17 protein-coding genes are annotated in these 18,159 nt (G+C 67.0%); 6 read left to right on the top strand and 11 right to left on the bottom strand.

The features are described from left to right. The 3 genes from E6K76_05220 to E6K76_05210 all read right to left on the bottom strand — a co-directional run. Positions 1-195, bottom strand: a 195-nt coding sequence (locus E6K76_05220) for a hypothetical protein (GenBank protein TMQ59466.1), incomplete at its 3' end; no start/stop codon positions are given. Next, positions 188-1,627 (bottom strand): insulinase family protein, encoded by a 1,440-nt coding sequence (locus E6K76_05215; protein ID TMQ59465.1) that lies wholly within the window; start codon positions 1,625-1,627, stop codon positions 188-190. The genes E6K76_05220 and E6K76_05215, both read right to left, overlap by 8 nt. Further along, positions 1,624-2,850 (bottom strand): insulinase family protein, encoded by a 1,227-nt coding sequence (locus E6K76_05210; protein ID TMQ59472.1) that lies wholly within the window; start codon positions 2,848-2,850, stop codon positions 1,624-1,626. The genes E6K76_05215 and E6K76_05210 overlap by 4 nt, the downstream gene beginning before the upstream one ends. Before the next feature lie 359 nt (positions 2,851-3,209). Here E6K76_05210 and E6K76_05205 point away from each other — a divergent pair, with 359 nt between their 5' ends. After that, the gene (locus tag E6K76_05205) at positions 3,210-4,010 is read left to right on the top strand and encodes a TIGR00266 family protein (protein TMQ59464.1); all 801 of its coding nucleotides are present in this window, start codon (positions 3,210-3,212) and stop codon (positions 4,008-4,010) included. A gap of 13 nt (positions 4,011-4,023) precedes the next feature. Here the strand turns inward: E6K76_05205 and E6K76_05200 are convergent, their stop codons facing one another. Further along, a complete protein-coding gene (locus E6K76_05200) occupies positions 4,024-4,455 on the bottom strand; it encodes a hypothetical protein (GenBank protein ID TMQ59463.1) in 432 nt (143 codons plus the stop codon). An 83-nt stretch (positions 4,456-4,538) separates the two neighbouring features. Then, positions 4,539-4,766 (bottom strand): DUF2905 domain-containing protein, encoded by a 228-nt coding sequence (locus E6K76_05195; GenBank protein ID TMQ59462.1) that lies wholly within the window; start codon positions 4,764-4,766, stop codon positions 4,539-4,541. Positions 4,767-4,829: 63 nt separating this feature from the next. Between E6K76_05195 and E6K76_05190 the strand changes: the two genes are divergently transcribed. Beyond that, complete coding sequence (locus tag E6K76_05190) at positions 4,830-6,218, top strand: hypothetical protein (GenBank protein ID TMQ59461.1); 1,389 nt, start codon at positions 4,830-4,832, stop codon at positions 6,216-6,218. On the opposite strand, the gene E6K76_05185 is transcribed toward E6K76_05190, so the two are convergent. The 4 genes from E6K76_05185 to E6K76_05170 all read right to left on the bottom strand — a co-directional run bounded on the left by E6K76_05185 (position 6,215) and on the right by E6K76_05170 (position 12,636). Beyond that, positions 6,215-7,153 (bottom strand): radical SAM protein, encoded by a 939-nt coding sequence (locus E6K76_05185; protein TMQ59460.1) that lies wholly within the window; start codon positions 7,151-7,153, stop codon positions 6,215-6,217. The genes E6K76_05190 and E6K76_05185 overlap by 4 nt on opposite strands. Beyond that, the gene (locus E6K76_05180; protein TMQ59471.1) at positions 7,080-9,398 is read right to left on the bottom strand and encodes a 4Fe-4S binding protein; all 2,319 of its coding nucleotides are present in this window, start codon (positions 9,396-9,398) and stop codon (positions 7,080-7,082) included. The genes E6K76_05185 and E6K76_05180 overlap by 74 nt, the downstream gene beginning before the upstream one ends. Before the next feature lie 96 nt (positions 9,399-9,494). Then, positions 9,495-9,956: a helix-hairpin-helix domain-containing protein gene (locus E6K76_05175; protein ID TMQ59459.1), complete on the bottom strand. Its 462-nt coding sequence runs from the start codon at positions 9,954-9,956 to the stop codon at positions 9,495-9,497. Between the two features lie 880 nt (positions 9,957-10,836). Continuing rightward, complete coding sequence (locus E6K76_05170; GenBank protein ID TMQ59458.1) at positions 10,837-12,636, bottom strand: DUF2156 domain-containing protein; 1,800 nt, start codon at positions 12,634-12,636, stop codon at positions 10,837-10,839. A 54-nt stretch (positions 12,637-12,690) separates the two neighbouring features. Here E6K76_05170 and E6K76_05165 point away from each other — a divergent pair, with 54 nt between their 5' ends. Genes E6K76_05165 through E6K76_05150 form a run of 4 tightly spaced genes read left to right on the top strand, consistent with a single transcriptional unit; the run spans position 12,691 to position 16,082 of the window. Further along, positions 12,691-13,209 carry an O-acetyl-ADP-ribose deacetylase gene (locus E6K76_05165; GenBank protein ID TMQ59457.1) on the top strand — a complete coding sequence of 173 codons (519 nt, stop codon included), beginning with the start codon at positions 12,691-12,693 and terminating at the stop codon, positions 13,207-13,209. After that, positions 13,206-14,210 carry an HlyD family efflux transporter periplasmic adaptor subunit gene (locus E6K76_05160; GenBank protein ID TMQ59456.1) on the top strand — a complete coding sequence of 335 codons (1,005 nt, stop codon included), beginning with the start codon at positions 13,206-13,208 and terminating at the stop codon, positions 14,208-14,210. Before E6K76_05165 ends, E6K76_05160 begins: the two co-directional genes overlap by 4 nt. Beyond that, positions 14,185-14,958, top strand: a complete 774-nt coding sequence (ccmA, locus tag E6K76_05155) for a heme ABC exporter ATP-binding protein CcmA (protein TMQ59455.1) — start codon at positions 14,185-14,187, stop codon at positions 14,956-14,958. Before E6K76_05160 ends, ccmA begins: the two co-directional genes overlap by 26 nt. A gap of 20 nt (positions 14,959-14,978) precedes the next feature. Continuing rightward, positions 14,979-16,082, top strand: a complete 1,104-nt coding sequence (locus E6K76_05150; protein ID TMQ59470.1) for an ABC transporter permease — start codon at positions 14,979-14,981, stop codon at positions 16,080-16,082. 58 nt (positions 16,083-16,140) lie between these two features. Here E6K76_05150 and E6K76_05145 read toward each other — a convergent pair whose 3' ends face one another. Continuing rightward, positions 16,141-17,340 carry a serine/threonine-protein phosphatase gene (locus E6K76_05145; GenBank protein ID TMQ59454.1) on the bottom strand — a complete coding sequence of 400 codons (1,200 nt, stop codon included), beginning with the start codon at positions 17,338-17,340 and terminating at the stop codon, positions 16,141-16,143. Next, positions 17,337-18,155: a GNAT family N-acetyltransferase gene (locus E6K76_05140; protein ID TMQ59453.1), complete on the bottom strand. Its 819-nt coding sequence runs from the start codon at positions 18,153-18,155 to the stop codon at positions 17,337-17,339. Before E6K76_05140 ends, E6K76_05145 begins: the two co-directional genes overlap by 4 nt. Between the last annotated feature and the right edge of the window lie 4 nt (positions 18,156-18,159).

Raw genomic sequence — 18,159 nt, 5'->3', positions numbered from 1 at the left:
CGCGCTGTCCAGGTGCGCGAGGAGCCGTTCGAGCCGCCTCACCTCCGCCACGTCGCGGCTCACCTCGACGCGGTCGGTGCGAATCTGCGCGCGGTCCTGCGCCCTCTCCCTCGCGTCTTGGTCCGCGAAGGCCGCCGTCGCGACGGCGACGCCCAGCGTGAAACAGACCCAGAGCCACACCTTGCTTCTAACCACGGTCCCCTCCCCTGTGACGTCCGTCCCGGGCTCCCGGCCGGAGCCGCGAAAGCAGCGGCTCGGCGATCTTCACGTCCGTCAGCGGTCCGTACTTCCTCACGGCGGCGCGGATCTTAGCAGCATCGCCCACCAACACGAAGGTAAGGTCTTCCAGAGGCGGATAGACGCGTTGAACGACGCGCGTCACGTCCTCCGAGCGGGCCGCCGCCACCTTCGGGGCGTATCCCTCCAATTCTTCGCGGGTCTGGCCGTAGAAGGTCACGTCCGCGAGCGCGCCCGCGATTTGATCTTCGGTCTCGAGGCGGGGCGGAAACTGCCCCCGGATGTAGGTCTTGGCGGAGGCAAGCGTGAGCGAATCGATACCGGCGCGGCGCACCTGGGACAGGGTCTCGAGCGCGACGTCGATCGCTTTCACGGTGGTCTCGGTCTTGGTGTACGAGTAGATCGCGACGCTGCCCGCCTGCATGTAGCGGGGCGCCAGCCACCGGGCGCCATACGTCAGCCCCCCTTGGATCCGAAGCGCCGTGTTGAGAATCGAGGTATAACGTCCCCCGTACGCCGTGTTCGCGACATCCAGCGGGACCCGGTCGGGATCCCCGCGCGCGACGCCAAGATTGCCGATCCAGAAATAGGTCTGGGTCGCGTCCGGCTTGTCCACGAGCAGCACGCGCCGGCCGGAAACGCGCGCCGGCGCGGGTGGACCCGGCGCCGCCGAAGGGGCTTTCGGCCAATCGGAAAATTTCCCGCGGAGCTTCGCCTCCATCGCCGCCGCGCTGAAGTCCCCGACGACGCTCAAGATGAGCCGGTCACCGCCGTAATTCGCGCGAAAGAAGTCCACGACGTCCTGCCGGGTCAAGCCCCGGAGGGTCGCCTCGTCCCCGTCGACCGGACGGCCGTACGGATGGTTTCCGTAGAAGAACGCCGACGCGTAGTCTCGGATCACGTTCCGAGGATCGTCCTTTGCGGCTCGGAGCGCATCGATCGATTGCTCCTTGACCTTGTCGAATTCATCCGCCGGGAAGGTGGGCCGTAGGAGGATGTCCGCCAGGAGATCCAGCATCACGGCTTGATCGCGCGCCATGAACTCGCCGTACGCGTAGGAAGCTTCGAGACCGGCCCCGGTCCCGAGAGTCGCACCGAGCCCGTCGACCAGCGCCGCGATATCCTGCGCGCTTCGCTTGCCGGCACCCTTGCGCAGGAGCTCCCCGGTGAGCGCGGCCACCCCCTCTTTTCCTGCGGGGTCCCCCACTCCCCCGCCCCGCAGGAGAGCGTAAAAGGCGATCAGCGGAACATCGTGCTTCTCCGCGAGAATCACGAATGCTCCGTTCTGCAATCGAACTTCGCGCGACGGAGGCAGGTTGATCCCGGGAGCGGAAGCCGGCGCCGCGAGCGCCGTGGCCAGGGCCATCGCGGCGATGGAGCGTCCGGTCATTGTGAGGTCTCCGATTTTTCAGGGATCAGCATCCCCACGGTCCGGTTCTTCGCGTCGAGGGTCTTTCGGGCCAGGGCCTGAATCTCCGAGCGCGTGACGCGGTCATACCGGTCGGGAGCCGTGAAGAGCTTCCGGTAATCGCCCCGGAAGACCTCGTAGGTCCCCAGCCGCTCCGCCTTCTCATTGATGGTCTTCATGTGGCGCCAATGGGCGGCGAGCTGCGTGTTCTTCGCTTTTCGGACCTCGGCCGCGGACGGGCCGGACCGCGCGAGCCTCGAAAGCTCGTCCAGGAGCGCGGCCTCCGCGGCCTCGGGCCCTTTGTCGGGGGCTACCGTGACCGAGAGCTTGATCAACCCCGGATCGAAGCCCTCCGGGCTCACGGATCCGCTCACGTCGACAGCCAATCGATCCTGGTCCACGAGGCGGCGGTAGAGCCGCGAGGATTCCCCGGAAGTGAGAATGTCGACGAGGAGATCGCGTGCCTCGGCCTGCGGATCGTCGGCCGCTCCGGTGTGGAACGCCAGCTCGAGGAGCGGCGTCTGGCCGAATTTCCGGATCGAAACCCGCCGCTCCCCCAGTTGCGGAGGCTCCTGCGTCCTGACGCCCGGCGGTTCGGGCTGGGCCGGGATCGGCCCGAAGTATTGTTCCGCCAGCCGGAATACTTCCTCCGGCGCCACGTCTCCGACGAGGATCATGGTCGCGTTGTTGGGGGCGTAGTGGATCTTGAAGTAGTCGCGCAGGTCGTCGATGGTCCAGCGCTCGATGTCGCTCGGCCAACCGATCACCGGGTTATGGTACGGATGCGCTACGTACGCGGCAGCCTGGACCTGCTCGTCGAGGAGGCTCGCGTTGTCGTTGTCCACCGAGGTCCGCCGCTCCGAGTAGACCACCTGGCGCTCGCTCTCGACCATCTTCGGATCGAACGAGAGGCAGCAGATCCGATCCGATTCCAGCCTGAAGACGAGCTCGAGGATGTCCTTCGGGAACCAGTCCTGATAGGCGGTCACATCCTCGCTCGTGAACGCGTTGTTCGATCCGCCGTTTTGCTCCATCACGCGGTCGAATTCTCCGGACGGATAGTGCTGCGAGCCGTTGAACATCATGTGCTCGAAAAAGTGCGACAGACCGGTGATTCCAGGCCGCTCGTTTCTGCTCCCCACGCGAAACCAGGTATACATCGCGACGTTGGGAATATCGTGATCGGGCCAGACGATCACCTTCATGCCGTTCTTCAAGGTCCTGACCTGGACCTCGCGGGCCGAGGCCTTGAGACCGGCCGCGGGGGAGGGAGAGGCGATGGCCGGGATCGCGAAATGAAACGCGAGAGCCAGGAGTATGGACGTGGTCCGACGGGCGCTACGTCGCAGCGTCAAGCGATTCCCCCTCGCGAAGCTCGACCCGCCGGTGAGGCGGCGAACGGCGATTCTACAAAGAGGACCGGGGCGCGTCACGCGGTGTTCCGGGAGCGGCGTGAAGGTCGCGGAGCAGTTTGTGGAACTCGGGAAAAGGGGCGGGGAGTACTATGGGCGAGCTCGGGTGAGTGGCCGGAATCCCACCTGATTCACCTTCCAAGGAGCGGACGATGCCGAAAATGCATGAAGTGGACTATAAGGTCCTGGGCGACGATCTCCAGTTCGTGGAGATCGTTCTCGACCCCGGCGAGGCGGTGGTGGCCGAAGCGGGGGCGATGATGTACCTCGAGGATGGGATCCAGATGACCACAATTTTCGGGGATGGGTCGCAGGCCAAGGGAGATTTCATCGACAAGCTGGTCGGGGCGGGAAAGAGGCTCCTGACGGGCGAGTCGTTGTTCATGACGGTGTTTCAGAATCAGGCGTTGTCGGCCCGCAAGGCGGCGTTCGCCGCGCCCTACCCTGGGAAGATCCAGGCCATGCATCTCGCGGAGCTGGGCGGCGAGCTGATCGCGCAGAAAGAATCCTTCCTGGTCGCGGCCAAGGGCGTGAGCATCGGGATCGCGTTCCAAAAACGCTTCGGCGTCGGGCTCTTCGGCGGCGAGGGCTTCATCATGGAGCGCCTGCAGGGAGACGGCTGGGCCTTCGTCCATGCCGGCGGAACGCTGCTCGAGCGGGAGCTTAGGGCGGGCGAGACCCTGCGGGTCGATACCGGCTGCCTCGTCGCGATCCAGCCCAGCGTCGCTTACGACATCCAGTTCGTCGGCGGGCTGAAGAGCGCGTTGTTCGGAGGCGAAGGACTGTTCTTCGCGACCCTCCGCGGCCCCGGTCGAATCTGGCTGCAGTCCCTGCCGTTCAGCCGGCTTGCCAGCCGAATTTACGCCGCCGCGCCGCAGTCCGGCGGGCGGCGTCGTGAGGAAGGCTCGATTCTGGGCGGACTGGGGAATCTCCTGGACGGGGACGGAAGGTAGGCCCGCCCGCGGTCTACGCGGCCGGCTCCCGGTACCACCACGCGCCCACCAGCGCCCCTAGCATGTAGCTCACGACCCGCTCGACCGCCCACATGAACGGCAGGTAACGCCCGCTCAAGCCCCATGCGGCGTTGGCCAGGTTGTCGGGGACGCCGGCGATGAGCCCGACCACGATCCCTACGGCCAACGCCGTGCCGGGTCCCGGTCCAAGCCTCGGTCTGACCGCGGCGTAGAGCCACACGAGCCCGATGCCGACAAGGAACATCACGAGCACCCACGCGGGCATGAAGGCGAAACGGGGCTGCTGGAGAAAATGGCCGTGCTGCTGAGCCTGCAAGAGCTTACCGGACAGGATCACCCCGTTGTTCACCATGCAGATCACATTGATGACGAGACCGGCGAGGAGTCCACCTTGGATGACGCGACCGGTGTTCATCTTGGCCACGTTTCACCTCCATGGTAGGGTGCCACCGTGCCGGGCACGGATGGCCCGGGCCCAGGTGACTATGCCGCGGAACCTACCACGAACTAGTTACGTTTGAACAACCAGAACAGGCCGGTCAGAAGAAGGCTCAGGAGGAGCGAGGTTCCGAGCGGGATGTACACGCGCCAGTGCTCGCCCCCGAAGCTCAGATCCCCGGGCAAGCGCCCGATCCACGGGATCTTAGGTCCCCAGGCAAGAAACACCCCCAGGATTGCCAGCGCCACGCCGAACAATATCAATAATTTGCCAAATCCCTGCCATTCCACGGTCATGACTCCGGTTGAATCTATACATAGGTGCCGGGCGGCCGATACCTGGCGAACACGGGGGGAATCATGAACGAACGCACGTTCTCGAGGTTACGTCTTTTCGTGGGGCCCATGGTCGCCGCCTCGGTCGTGCTCTCTTGCGCGGGGCCGAACAAGCTGGCGCAGCAGAGCGAGAAGGCCTACAGCCAGGGAGAGGTGGAGAAGGCGTACCAGAAAGCGGCGCGCGCCCTGCGGAAGGATCCCGAGAACCGGCGGGCGCGGAATGCGATGGCGCAGGCGGCGGCCAAGATCATGGAAGAGCGCAAGGCGGAGATCCGGGGGATCGCCGCACGGGACACGGTCGCGGCCGCGAAACGTTCCCTTGCCCTCGACACGTTCCGCCGCGAGGTCATCGGCTATCGGGTCTTTCTCGCCCCCGACTCTTCCTTCGACCGGGATGAGGACGCGATTCGCCACGGCGCCGCCGGGATCGAGTACCGCCAAGGGCTCGAGGATCTCGGGGAGGGCTACCCGAAGCGGGCCTACGACGAGCTCCAGCTGGCCCAAGCCTTCGAGCCCCGCTACCGGGACGTGGGGCGCCGGATCGAGCAGGCCTACGACGAGGCGCTTCCTCGGATCGCTCTCCTCCCCTTCGCAAACGAGACGGACGTGGCCGCCCTGTCCAAGGGCTTCGCCGACCGCGCCTACACGGTGCTCGAGCGGCGGACCAGCGCGCCGGAATTCCGATTCACCGACCTCCTGCCGCGGGAGCGCGTCTACGACGCGGTTCCCGTGTCCCTCCTCGAGCGCATCAACCGTAGAGAAGCCGCGCGGCTCGGGCGTGAACTCGGCGCCGACCGGGTCATCGTCGGCCGCTTCTACGGCCTTCGGACGAGAACCAACACCGGCAACTTCCTCCAGACCATCTTCCACAAAACGGAGGACAAGGACGAGAAAGGAGCGACCCGCGAACGCTACGTCGAGCAGCTGATCGAGGTCGTGACGCGTGACCGGGACCTTTCGGTTGGATACGAGTACCAGGTGCTCGACGTCGGGGACGGCTCGGCGATCGTCGGATACTCCGGAACGATGGAGGCGACGGCGCACGCGATCTTCACGTCGAGCCCCGTGGCCGGCGATTGCGACGACTATTGCCTCGTGCCGCCCGATATCAAGAAATCAGATCCCGATCGCGCGAAGCGGATCGAATCCGACTGGGAAGATCGCTGCGGAGGCTGGAAGCTCACCGAGCTGCTCGATCGCTCCCGCAAGGAGAAGGCGCGATCGGGCTCCGAATCCCGGTACGGCGACGACTCAGACCTCCGGGCGGGGGGACGCGCCTTCTTCCTAGGCGACGTGCCGCCCGAAGGGGAGCTCGCCAGGCTGGCGCTCGGACAGGTGTGGGAACCGATGATCCGGACCCTCAGGGATTTGGACCAGAGGGAACCGCGCGAGCTCCCGGGACGGAGCCCCTAGGTCGCGCAGCGCAGCCCCTCCGCCACGCAGGTGTGGCAGGCGCGCCAATTCAGGTTGATCTCTCGTCCGGCCTGCCGCAGGGAATCCCCCAGGCGCGCGTCCGGAACCTCGACCAGGATCGGGCAGGTCCAAACGCCGCGCGCCGTCACGGTGCGGCTTGTCGAGCAGATCAGCGATTCTTCGATTTCGGGCGCGACCGGCTCCGGGCCCAGCCGCTCTTGCTCCAGGTATCCACGCGTGCGTCGTTCCTCTCGTCCGATGCGAAGGAGCGGCAGGAATTTGATCCGAGGACGCTGAAACCCCAGACCACGCAGGAACTCGGCGAACTCCGCCCGCGCCGCGGCCGCCTTCAGGGAGTCCTCATGCTCCACGACCGTCACCACCGGCGTGACCCCGGCGCGCGCGAGGCGGCGCAGGGCCTCCACGACACGCTCGTAGACGCCATGGCCGCGCACGCGGTCGTTCAATTCCGCGGTCGCCCCGTCGAGGCTCACCCGGATGTCGAACGAGTAGCGACTTCTCTCGAACCGGTCACCGATCCAACCCGCTGTGTCCTCGTCGATCAGAAGCGCGTTCGTGAGCACCGTGAGCGGCATCCGCTCGAGCGCCAGGTCCACGAGGGCCCGGATTTCGGGATGCAGGAAAGGCTCGCCCCCGGTGTAGTACGCGTCGCGCGCCCCCAGCTCGACAGCCTCTTCGAGGGCGGCTTCGACCTGCCCCCGCGACATCACGGGGAGCGAGGCGCTCCTCGGACCGGCGCTCACAAAACAGTGCCGGCAGGCGATGTTGCAGAGCGTCCCCGTGACCTGGATCCAAACGGTGTCCAGCGCCCGGAAGGAGACCGGCGGCCCTTCGCCCACGTCACGCCTTCCCTTCCCGCATGAGGACCGGGGACGCCGGGAGAAGGTCGAGCTTGATGGCGGCTCCCCTTCGATCCACCTGGCCGAACTGCAGCACCCCCGTCGGGCAGCTCTGGACGCACGCCGAGCAGCGGACGCATTCCGGATCCTGCATCGGGATCCCCTTGTTCGCGAAGTTCATGATGTCGATGCCCTGGTGGCAGACCGAGGTGCAGACATTGCACGAGATGCACTTCTTCTTCTCCGCCACGATCGCAAAGCGGCTGAAGCGTGCGTAGATGTGCATGAGCGCGGCCAGCGGGCACAGAAACCGGCACCACACGCGCCCCGAAAACCAGAAGTAAAGCCCGTAGCCGATCACGCCGGCGAGAAACACATCGACGCACCACTTGTAGGGCGTCTTGAGGAGCGGATCGAACACTGAATCGGCCCAGTTCCCGGGCGGCAGCATCCACCCGACGATTCGAATCACGAGGAGCGCGACCGCGATCGCAAGGATCCCCTGCCCGATCATGTTCATGCGATTCCACAGGGGTCCGTGCGGCATCTTGTGGCGGTGCGTGTCCCCCAGGGTCTCCGCAAGGGCCCCGCAGGAGCAGATCCACCCGCAGTAGACCCCTTTCCCGAAAAAGTAGATCCCGACCGGGATGAGGACGAGCGTCTGAAGCGCCCCGATCGCGATCCACCACCAGAGCGGATCGTGCGTGAAGATGTTGTACACGTTGAGCGGCCACGCGAGGATGAGGCCGTACGCCCGCCAGAATTCACGGCCGTGCCCGTAACTCACGGCCGGAAAGAGCGCGTCCGCGATGCCGCGCGGCAGGAGGCCGTGGTAGTTCAGCTGGGGAAGAATGATCTCGGGCAACAGAAAGAGCGGAACAACTTGGACGAACATGAGCGTGCAGGTCTGCACCGTGACGTAGGGCGTCCTCCTCCGGCGGATCCGCTTGAGCCCGAAGAGGACGACGACGGTTGAGTAGACCAGCGTATACCAGAACGCAGGCCCCGACGCGCTGATCGCCAGAGTGCCGATGAGGGTCCCGGGGGTTCTGACCGCGGCCGCGAGACCTGGGCCGAGCCGGCTCAAGAGGTCGGGCAGATTGAAGGGGAACCAATGTCGCTCCGCAAAAAGCTGGGACATCGATCCGCCCGATTTCCAGTTGTAAAGCCATGCGCAGAAGAGCAGAAAGAGCCCCATCGCGATCCACTGGCGAGGCCGCATCTCGCCCGCGATCCGGATCCCGGACCGCCGGAAAAACTCGAGGGGAGGCTCTCGCCCCAACATGGTGAAGACCACATCGTTGCGTATGGTTTCCTCGGCGCCCCCCGGCCCCGTGAGCACCACCTCGGTCTCGCGGATCTCGCGCACCTTCGTGCCGAGCTTCAGCGCGACCGAGCCTCCCGGCTGCCGCTCCATGACGAACGGTCCCGCCGCGGTGGTCACGCGCTCGGAATGGGGGCGCTCGATGGAGACGTTCGCCTTCGGGTCGCGGCGGAGCCGCTCCAGCTTCTCGATCAATTCCGGCTTCGGGCGCGACAGCTCGGGATTACGGTAGGAGAGCGTCACGTGAGCCCCGCACTGGACGAGCGCAATCACGGTCTCGAGCGCCGAGTCTCCACCGCCGACCACGAGCGCCTCTTTCCCGGAGAAGTCCTTGGGATCGTGGAGCCGGTTGAAGACCTTGTCGAGACCCTCCCCCGGCACGCCGAGCTTCCGGAAATTCCCGCTCCGCCCGATCGCGATCAGGGCGCGCCGCGCTCGAGGCGTCCCGCCCCCGGCGAGATGGACGAGGATCCTGGATCCCTGGCGTTCCACCCTCTCCGCTCGGGCGGCCGCGGGGGTGATTCCCGCGCGCGCCGTCTGAGACTTCAGCTCCTCGATCAGCTTCTCCTTCACGTCGGCGGTCACCTGGAGATCTCCGGCGGGTTTCATCGAGCGTGGATAGGTATAGATCGGCTTCGCCTTCGGGAAGTTCACGAGGGTTGAAAGGGGCTCCGTCGCTTCGAAGATCTGGAACGTGAGGGGCTGTTTTTTCGCCTCCACGGCCGCGGCCATGCCGGACACTCCCGCTCCTATGATGGCGACGTCGAGCGTGTCCTCTTCCCCGGAACCCTCCGACCGAAGCCCGGAATCCGAGGCGATCGAGCGCACGACCCGGACGCCCGAATCGATCGCGAACTTGAGGAGCGGAATTCCGGTCAGGTCGCCCGAAATGTACGTGCCGGGGAGGCTCGTGCCGCCTCCTTCGCGCGCGTCGGGGAGCTTCTCCACGGTGCCGGCGGGCCAGCGTGTGTGAAGCCATTCCGTGTAACGCGCGATGAGTCCGAGCACGCGATCTCCGAACGGTGAAACAAAAAGGTGAAGCCCGCGGAGAGACTGTAGGCTTCCTTCCCTCCGCGGGCCAGCGTGAATCTACTACTTCGTTTCGGGTGTCGCCTCGGGAGCCTTGGATCCCGGCGTGGATTCCATCGGCTTGGCCTCGGACGTCTTCGCCTCCTGCTTTGCGATCACGCGGCCGCGCAGCTTCGAGTACTCGGCGCGCGTGAGGATCTTCTTGCTCAGGAGCTCGGCCCTCGATTTGAAGGGACGGGCGTCGAGGATCTTTTGCGCGATCTCATCGGTGACGCCCGGGAGCGCCATCAGCTCTTCCTTGCTCGCCGTGTTGATGTCGACAGGCGCCGGACGCTTGGCATGCGTCGCGTGCGCCTTGCTCGCGTTCATCGCCTTGACCGGCGTCGCCGTGTGGTGCAACGCGGCCTTGGTAGCCGGAGTGGCCGACGGGGGCGCGGTCGTCCCCTGAACGGCATACGCGGCGATCGGAAGGATCATCCCGACCGCGAGTGCGGAGAGCGTGGGAAACTTGGCAGAGCGGAACATGAAACACCTCCTGTAGAGGGCGAATCGAAGCACGCCGCCGCGCCCTCCAGGCGGTCGGCGTGGGGACGGCTCTCGAGCCGATCCCGAAACAAAACGGAGCGAACCGGTTCGGCCCGCGCGAAGGCAGGGGGAGCCTCGAACGGGCTCAGGGGGCCGGATCGGTTTTCATCGGGTTGTGATGCGATGGAATTCGGGGTACGCGAAAAGCCGGAGGCTGCGATTAGCGAGGGGGAAAGCGCGACGCATTGGGGGCCGGCCCGCGGGGGGCCCCGGCCGGAGGCAACCGGGTCGTCCTGCGAAATGGGCGGCGACACGGGATTGGAATCCAGCCGGCTCATCGCGGTGAAAACGGCGATGCAAGAAGGCGACACCGCGGCCAGCCCCGGGCTTCCCGCCTTGGTTCGCGCGAGCGGCCGAGGAAGGTGCGGCGGCGGACTCAGAGCCGCGTTGTGGCGCTGGCCCGAGCTTCGGCGGGCCGGCAGCGGGGGGGAGGAGCCTCCTGCCGTGGAACCTGAGGGGCGAGCGCTGATCTGACGAGGCCCCTCAGCCGGGCGAAGTCCGCGGTGATGCCTTCGTCCATGACGCGCCCTCAGGCCGCGCGTGGCGGTGGCCGATGCGCCCGCCGCCGAGTGCCGGAGGGAGGCGGCAACTCGGCGGGGCGCCGGGGGGGATGCCGCGACGCTTGCCTCGGCAGCGCCCCCAAGGGCCAGCGCCGCCCAAGCGACCAGGGCCGCGATGATCCATCCACGTTTCATTGAGCTTCCGGCTCCTTTGTGCACGGGGGTTCCGAGGCACCTGTTCCGCAAGTAGTTACCCCGCGGTTTGGAGGCGAGTTCCCGGGAGCGTCTCGGCGGCGATGGGTGCATGGATCCCAGCCATTTCATGATGCGGCCACCGGTTGAGGCTCCGCGCCCGGACCGCGCGGCCGGCGGAGATAGGAGAGAATCCCGCCGGTCGTCTGGGCCCGGACGAGGGCGAGCGTGATGCGCGGCAGGGAGAGCGGCTCGGGGTAGACGAGATACCGGTCCTCGAAGGTAGGATTGAACTTCCCCTTCCAACGGAAGAGGTTCTCGAAGTCGTAGAAGCGCGCGAGATGCTGCATCAGGAACGCGCGGGCCCTCTCCTGCCTCCCCGAGGCGGGCGGGCTCGCGGATCCGGAATCTTGCTCAGGGCTGTCCACCTTCGCGAGCGCGGAAAGGGAGAGCGAGAGCAGCGCATCGCCGCGGGATTTTGCCTTCTCGACCGATTTGGCGATCAGGAATTCCATGGTGCCGGCCGGCGCTTCCCGGCGGCGGCGCATCAGGTCGAGCGCCCAGCCGCGGCGCGCCCAGATCGGAACCCATGTGACGAACCCCTCGGCCCGGCCTTGTTCCTGATTCCAGGCGACCGCGAGCCATTCCCGGGGCAGGCGGTGCGGATCGAATCGGCCCATGCAGAATCCCCTCTCCTCCGCGTGTCGCGCGGAGAGCCATTCGTTCGAGACGTGACGCAGCTCGGCCGCGAGCACGCCCTCGGGCTTGGAGGGGTCGAAGGGATTGGAACCGGGCACGAAATGCCGCGCCTCCATGCCGGCGGCTTCGAGCTTGCGGGTGGATCGCCGCACGTCCCCCATGGCCGGTCCCTCGAGCGTGAAACGATCGGTCCAGAGGATGGGGTCCTCGCCGATGTGGAGCGCGCGCCAGCCCAGGGAGCGGTAGACCGGGAGCCGCTCCGGGCGGGCTTGGAAAAAAGCGAAGCTCCAGTCCCGCTCGGCGCAATGCTCCGAGAAAGCCTCGAGCAGGGGTCTCAATTCCTCCTCCGGCCCGATGGGGTCGCCGATCGCGAGCAACGTGTCGGACTCGAAGCGATAGGCGATCACCGCACGGCCATTCGGGCTGAAAAAGTAGTCGGTGCCGGGCGTCAGCGCGAACGCGGCGACCGATGAGTCGCCGTGCCTCTCGAGCAACGCCGCGACGCGCGCGGACTCGAGCCGATACCGCCCCCCGTGCCGGACCGGCTTGAGCGCCCCGATGCCCACCCCGACCACGAGGGTGAGCGCGAGGATGCTCAGCGAATCGAGAAACCACCGGACCACGTTCCGCGCGTGCGCTCCAAGATGATACGGAAGAGCGAGCGTCTCGTGACCGACGCCGAAGAGCCGGTACGCCGATTCCCCGACCGCGCGCGCGAGCGACGCGCCGCCACCGTACCGGGCCTCGAGGAACCAGCAGCCGGCGATCGCGTAGACGCCGAGGCCGAGCGCCGCCCAGAGCGCGCGCGACCTGAGCGCGCGAAGCGAGGGCTCCCGGCTTTTCACACGGAACGCGTCCGCGCTCACGCCCAGGACGAACATGAGGAGGGTGGCCGCGGTCGCCTCCTCGAAGTCGAATGCTTTGAGCATATTCACCGGCACCGAGACGGCGCAGAGGAAGAGGGCGGCCACGAAGGCGCGCCGTTTCCCTCTTCGCAAACCCCACGCGGTCACGAGGAGGAGCGCTCCCGCGAGGAGGGTAAAGGTGCGGCTCGTGTCGAGCACTTGGGTGGGAACGATGCGTCGAAGCGCCACAAGACGGCTCGGCGGGTGGGAGAGGAGCGCCGAGAAAAGGTTGATGATTCCCTGCCCCGCGACGGCGAGGGAGAGCGCGACGCGGCGCCCGGTCATCCCGCCGCCGCGCCTGGCCGGATCGTGCTCTGGACTCATTCGTTCCCCGGCTGGGACATGCGCCGCCTGGACACGCCTGATATAGTACCAGCGATGGCGACGCTGGAAGCGGTCCAAGGGGACATCACCACGATGCGCGTCGACGCCATCGTGAACGCGGCGAATTCCTCACTCTTGGGCGGCGGAGGCGTCGACGGAGCGATCCACCGGGCGGCGGGCCCCGAGCTCCTCGAGGAGTGCGCGGCGCTGGGCGGCTGTCCCACTGGGGAGGCACGCCTCACGAGAGGGTACCGTCTGCCCGCGCGATACGTCATCCACACGGTGGGGCCGGTCTGGCGCGGAGGTCGCGCGGGCGAACCCGAGTTGCTGCGCCGCTGCTACGAGTCGAGCCTCGATCTGGCGAGCGGGCGCGGACTCCGCTCCATCGCGTTCCCCTCGATCAGCACCGGCGCGTACGGCTACCCCATCGAGGAGGCCTCGCGGATCGCTGTGCGCGCGGTTCGCGAACGGCTCCACGGGCCGTCCTCCATCGAGGTGGTCCGCTTCGTCTGCTTCAGCCCGCGCGATCTATCACTCTACCAGGAGGCCCTTCGCCCGGTGACGAGCCCATGAGGGCCCGGCCGCCCGGCGGAGCGAGCCGGAGCGCATCGATTGCCTTCTCTTCGCTGGGCGGAGCGCTGATCCTCGCCGCGGCTCTCGCCGGATGCTCGAACCCGGACCGGGGGATCCGGGGGAGCGGAACGATCGAGCTCGATGAAGTGGACATCGCTTCCCTCGTGGGCGGGCGTGTGTCGCTCGTCACGGTCGAGGAGGGGGACTCGGTGCGCGCCGGCGACACGCTTGCCGTGCTCGCACAAGGTGAAGTGACCGCCGGCGTGCGCGAGCAGGAGGCCGAGGCGGAGCGCGCCCGAGCGCTCGCGCGGGACCAGGAGCTGGGGCCGAGGCCCGAGGAGCGGAGGGCGGCCAGGGCGGATCTCGACACCGCAGAGGCGGCCCTGAAGCTCGCGGAGAACGATCTCAACCGCGTGCGGGCGCTCTTCGTGAAGCAGCTTATCGCGCAGTCCGATCTGGATCGCGCGCAGGCGCAGCGCGACCAGGCCGCGGCCCGGCGCGACGCCGCGGCGGAGCGATCCAGGCTCCTCGAGGCGGGATACCGCAGGCAGGTCGTGGCGGCCGCGAGGCATGCGGCCGAGGCCGCGAGCGCCGGACTCGCGTCGGCCCGGAGCAGGGCGCACGAGCTTGTGCTCACGGCGCCCATCGCGGGCGTGGTCCTCTTGAAGAACGTCGAGGAAGGCGAGGTGATCGGACCGGGAATCCCGATTCTCACGCTCGGGGACCCGGCGAAGCTATGGCTGCGCGTCTACGTTCCGGCGCCGCAGCTTACCAAGGTGCGTCTCGGCGACAGGGTCGAAGTGCGCGTCCTGGGCGAGCGCCGGGCGTTCACCGGACGGGTCGTCGAGATCGCGACCCGCGCCGAGTTCACCCCGCGCGCGGCGCTCACGGAGGAGGAGCGTGCGAACATCGTATTCGGGGTCAAGGTGGCGCTCGATCCAGGCGGCGGCATCCTGAAGCCCGGACTTCCTGCCGATGCGCGAATCCTCGCAGGCCGTTGAGCGCGGGGGGCCCGGCGCCTCGCCCGTCGTGGAGGTCCGCGCGATCACCCGGCGCTTCGGGAAGATCACGGCCGTCGAGGATGTCTCTTTCCGGATCCAACCGGGCGAAATCTTCGGGATCCTGGGGCCGAACGGCTCGGGAAAGACCACCACGATCCGGATTCTCTGCGGGCTCCTGCAGCCCACCTCGGGGACCGCGCGCGTCGCCGGGATCGATGTCCTGGAAGATCCCGACCAGGTGAAGTCCCGAATCGGCTACATGTCGCAGTCCTTCGGCCTCTATCGCGACCTCACGCTCGTGGAGAACCTCCGCTTCTACGCCGGCGTGTACGGCCTCGAGCGCGAATGGCGAGAACGGGTCGAATGGGCGATTCACGCAATGCACATCGTCGGCAGCCCGGATCAGCTCGCGGGGACCCTCTCCGGAGGGATCAAGCAGAGGCTCGCGCTCGCCTGCGCCCTTCTCCACCGGCCCCCCGTCGTGTTCCTCGATGAGCCGACGGCCGGAGTCGATCCGGCCGCGCGGCGGCTCTTCTGGAGGATCATCCGCACCTTCGCCGATTCCGGCACCACGATGATCGTGACCACGCACTACATGGACGAGGCCGAGAAGTTCGACCGGCTGGCGTTTCTCTCACGCGGCAAGCTCAAGGCCCTCGGTACGCCGGCGGAAGTGAAAACCACCTTCGGCGTCGGCCAGAGCCTCGAGGACATTTTCGTCGCGATCCAGGAGCGGGAGGAGTCGTGACGCGCCACCGCCTGCGCTCGATCATCTGGAAGGAGTTCATCCAAATGCGCCGTGACCGGGCGACGCTCGGGATGATGCTCGGGATCCCGATCATCCAGCTCCTGGTCTTCGGCTACGCGATCCGCATGGATGTGCGCCACCTCCCCATGGCGGTCTATGACGAAAGCCGTACGCAGGAGAGCCGGGAGCTCATCCAGAAGCTTGCGGCCACCGACAACTTCGTCGTGACGCGCCATGTGGAGTCCTACACCGAAGCCAACCGCCTCATCGACCGCGGGACGGTGCGTGCCGCGATCGTGATCCCGGAGGACTACGCCCGGCGGCTCAAGCGCGCGCGCCCCAGCTCGGCGCAGCTCCTGGTCGATGCCTCCGACCCCAATACATCTCAGAACGCGATCGCGGCGGCGCAGCTCGTCGGGCAGCGCAAGAACATCGACGTCCTGACGTCGCTTTCCCGGATGCCGGTGGACACCGACGCGCCCCCGGTGGACGTCCGGGTTCGGCCGCTCTATAACCCCGCGCTCAAGAGCTCCATCTTCATCGTCCCCGGCATCATTGGAATGATCCTCTCGGTCACGATGATGATCATCACATCGATGTCGGTGGTGCGGGAGCGCGAGCAGGGTACGCTGGAGCAGCTCATCGTGACCCCGATCACGCGCGGGGAGATCATGATCGGGAAGATCGCCCCCTATGTGCTCGTCGGATACGTGCAGCTCACCGCCGTGCTCACGCTGGGTCATTTCATCTTTCATGTCCCGATCCGCGGCAGCCTGCTGGTCGTCTACGCGGTCACGTTTCTCTTCATCGTGGCCAACCTGGGCCTCGGGCTCTTCATATCCACCTTGGCCAAGACCCAGGCCCAGTCGATGCAGGCCTCCTACTTCTTCTTTCTCCCGAACGTGCTGCTATCGGGGTTCATGTTCCCAAGGGAAGGGATGCCGTACGTGGCGCGGGAGATCGGGCTCCTCTTCCCGCTCACGTACTACCTCCAGATCCTTCGCGGGGTCGTCCTCAAGGGGGCGGATCTTCTCGACGTCCTTCCGCAGACGCTGATGCTTCTCCTGCTGGCGGTCGTCTTTTTCGGGTTCAGCGTCCAGCGATTCCAGAAGAGGCTGGGATAGGGCGTGGTCCGGTCCCGCCCGTGGATCCAGCGGGCCCGCCGGGTGAACGTCGACCCGACTACTCCCCGGCGTAGCGGACGACGAGCAGCGTGATGTCGTCGAACTGGGGCCGGTCGGCCGCGAACGCGCGGACCTCCCCGAGCACGTGCTCGATCAATTTCTCGGGCTCCATCCCGCACGCGGCACCGAGACACCGGAGCAGGCGCTCCTCACCGAACGGTTCGTCGCTGGGATCGGCCGCGTCGCTCACGCCGTCGCTGTAGAGAACCAGCGTGTCCCCCGGACGAAGCGGCGTTTCCTCTTCTTCGAAGGTGGTGTCCGCGAACGGACCGATCGGGAGACCTCCCCGCTCGAGGCGGCGGATGGACCCATCCCGTCCGACGAGGAACGGCGGGTTGTTGCCGGCATTGCACGACACCAGCCGCCCGTCCGGAGAAAGCACGGCATAGAAAATCGTCGCGAACCTTCCCTCGACGATGCGCTGCGACAGGACCCGGTTCACGCGTTCGATGGTTCCGGCGGGGCCGTGCCCGTCGTCGACGTGCGAGGTGAAGATCCCCTGCACCATGGCGGCGAGGAGCGCCGCCGGCGGGCCCTTGCCCGCCACGTCCCCCAGCGCGAATCCCAGGCGTCCCCCCGGGAGGTCGAAGTAGTCGAAGAAATCGCCGCCGATCGTCCGGCACGCGATCGCCGCTCCGGCCGCGGCGAAGGAGCGGGTCGCGTGCGGGCGGCCGGGCTGGAGCCCGCGCTGGATCTCACCGGCGATCCGGAGCTCCTGTTCTTCCTTCGCCTTCGCCTCCGCCTCGGCGCGGATGCGCTCGGTGTAGCGGCGCTGGAAACGAACCGCATAGATCCATCCAAGAAAGAGGGCGGAGAAGAGAACCGTGAACGCCAGGAAACTCGCGACACCGTGGGCGGAGGTAAACTGGCCGTGGGCCACGGTCGCGTTCAGGAGCAGGCCGGAGAGGATGGCCCCCAGCATGCTCGCCACCGCGAAACTGCCGATCTCGATCACCAGCGCGGAGGTCCCCTGCGGGCGAACCGTTCGCAGGATTGCGGGAAGGATCCACATCCTGTTCACCATCACCGCCAGACCGATCACGTACGCGAAGAGGAGCGAGACGAGGATGAAGGGGAGGAGGGTCTTGAGTCCCTCCCCGTAGAGCAGGTTGAAGAACACGCCGAACGGCACCGCGAGGAAGGTCTGCCACGCGATGAGGCTGAGCACCCGGCGCGGGTTGATCCTGCGCTGGCTCACGGGCCGAGATCCTTCTCGAAGAACAACGCGCCGGCGATCGGATTGGCCCGGTACGGCTCGATCGGCCGAAACCCCAGCGAGCGGTAGAGCGCGATCGCCTCGATCATGGCGGGAACGGTGTCGAGCCGCATCTTCCGGTATCCTTTCGCGGCGGCTTCCATGATCACGGCCTGCGCGAGCCCGCGCCCCACGGCGCGGCCGCGGAATCCGGGTCGCACAAAGAGCCGCTTCATCTCGCACACGCCCTTTCCCATCGGCCGCAGCGCGACACACCCCAGGACCAGGTCCCCTTCGCACGCGAGGAGGATCGCGCCGCCCGGTGGAGCATACTCGCCGGGAAGCCCCGCCAGCTCCCTCTTGAAATCCTGGAACGAGAGATCGAACCCGAGCGAGCCGGCGTATTCCTCGAAGAGCGAGCGCACGAGCACAAGGTCCTCGGGGATGCGCGCGGGGCGGACCTGCTCGAGCGGCGTCTCGACGTAGACCATGCGGGCGATCTTCCCCCCGCTGCCGTACCGCTCATCGTACTCGCGTTTGAGCGCGATGCCGGGACCCGTCCGGTAGGCCTCGAAGTCCGCGGTGCTCGCGAGCTCGTATACGGTGACGTACTGGGGGCGGAATCTCAGATCTCCCGTGCTCTCTTGCACGCGAAACTTCCGCACGCTCTTCATCTGAGGGGCGGCGAGCACGTGCGGGATGTGGACCCGGTTATGCCAGTCGTTCCACTCCGCAAGCATGTCCTCGGGAACCCAGGTGTAGACCTCGTAGCGGACGACCCCGCGACCGCCGCCGGTGCCGCGCTCGTTTCGATCCATCGCG

This window comes from Candidatus Eisenbacteria bacterium (assembly GCA_005893275.1).
Taxonomy (GTDB): Bacteria; Eisenbacteria; RBG-16-71-46; order SZUA-252; family SZUA-252; genus WS-7.
Note: the sequence above shows the minus strand (reverse complement) of the source record. Positions and strands in the feature narration are given on the sequence as shown.

What these genes read in the sequence shown, in the direction of transcription:
- E6K76_05215 (TMQ59465.1), bottom strand. Translation starts at nt 1,627, where the DNA reads ATGACCGGACGCTCCATCGCCGCGATGGCCCTGGCCACGGCGCTCGCG.
- E6K76_05210 (TMQ59472.1), bottom strand. Translation starts at nt 2,850, where the DNA reads ATGAAGGTGATCGTCTGGCCCGATCACGATATTCCCAACGTCGCGATG.
- E6K76_05205 (TMQ59464.1), top strand. Translation starts at nt 3,210, where the DNA reads ATGCCGAAAATGCATGAAGTGGACTATAAGGTCCTGGGCGACGATCTC.
- E6K76_05195 (TMQ59462.1), bottom strand. Translation starts at nt 4,766, where the DNA reads ATGACCGTGGAATGGCAGGGATTTGGCAAATTATTGATATTGTTCGGC.
- E6K76_05190 (TMQ59461.1), top strand. Translation starts at nt 4,830, where the DNA reads ATGAACGAACGCACGTTCTCGAGGTTACGTCTTTTCGTGGGGCCCATG.
- E6K76_05175 (TMQ59459.1), bottom strand. Translation starts at nt 9,956, where the DNA reads ATGTTCCGCTCTGCCAAGTTTCCCACGCTCTCCGCACTCGCGGTCGGG.
- E6K76_05170 (TMQ59458.1), bottom strand. Translation starts at nt 12,636, where the DNA reads ATGAGTCCAGAGCACGATCCGGCCAGGCGCGGCGGCGGGATGACCGGG.
- E6K76_05165 (TMQ59457.1), top strand. Translation starts at nt 12,691, where the DNA reads ATGGCGACGCTGGAAGCGGTCCAAGGGGACATCACCACGATGCGCGTC.
- E6K76_05160 (TMQ59456.1), top strand. Translation starts at nt 13,206, where the DNA reads ATGAGGGCCCGGCCGCCCGGCGGAGCGAGCCGGAGCGCATCGATTGCC.
- ccmA (TMQ59455.1), top strand. Translation starts at nt 14,185, where the DNA reads ATGCGCGAATCCTCGCAGGCCGTTGAGCGCGGGGGGCCCGGCGCCTCG.
- E6K76_05140 (TMQ59453.1), bottom strand. Translation starts at nt 18,155, where the DNA reads ATGGATCGAAACGAGCGCGGCACCGGCGGCGGTCGCGGGGTCGTCCGC.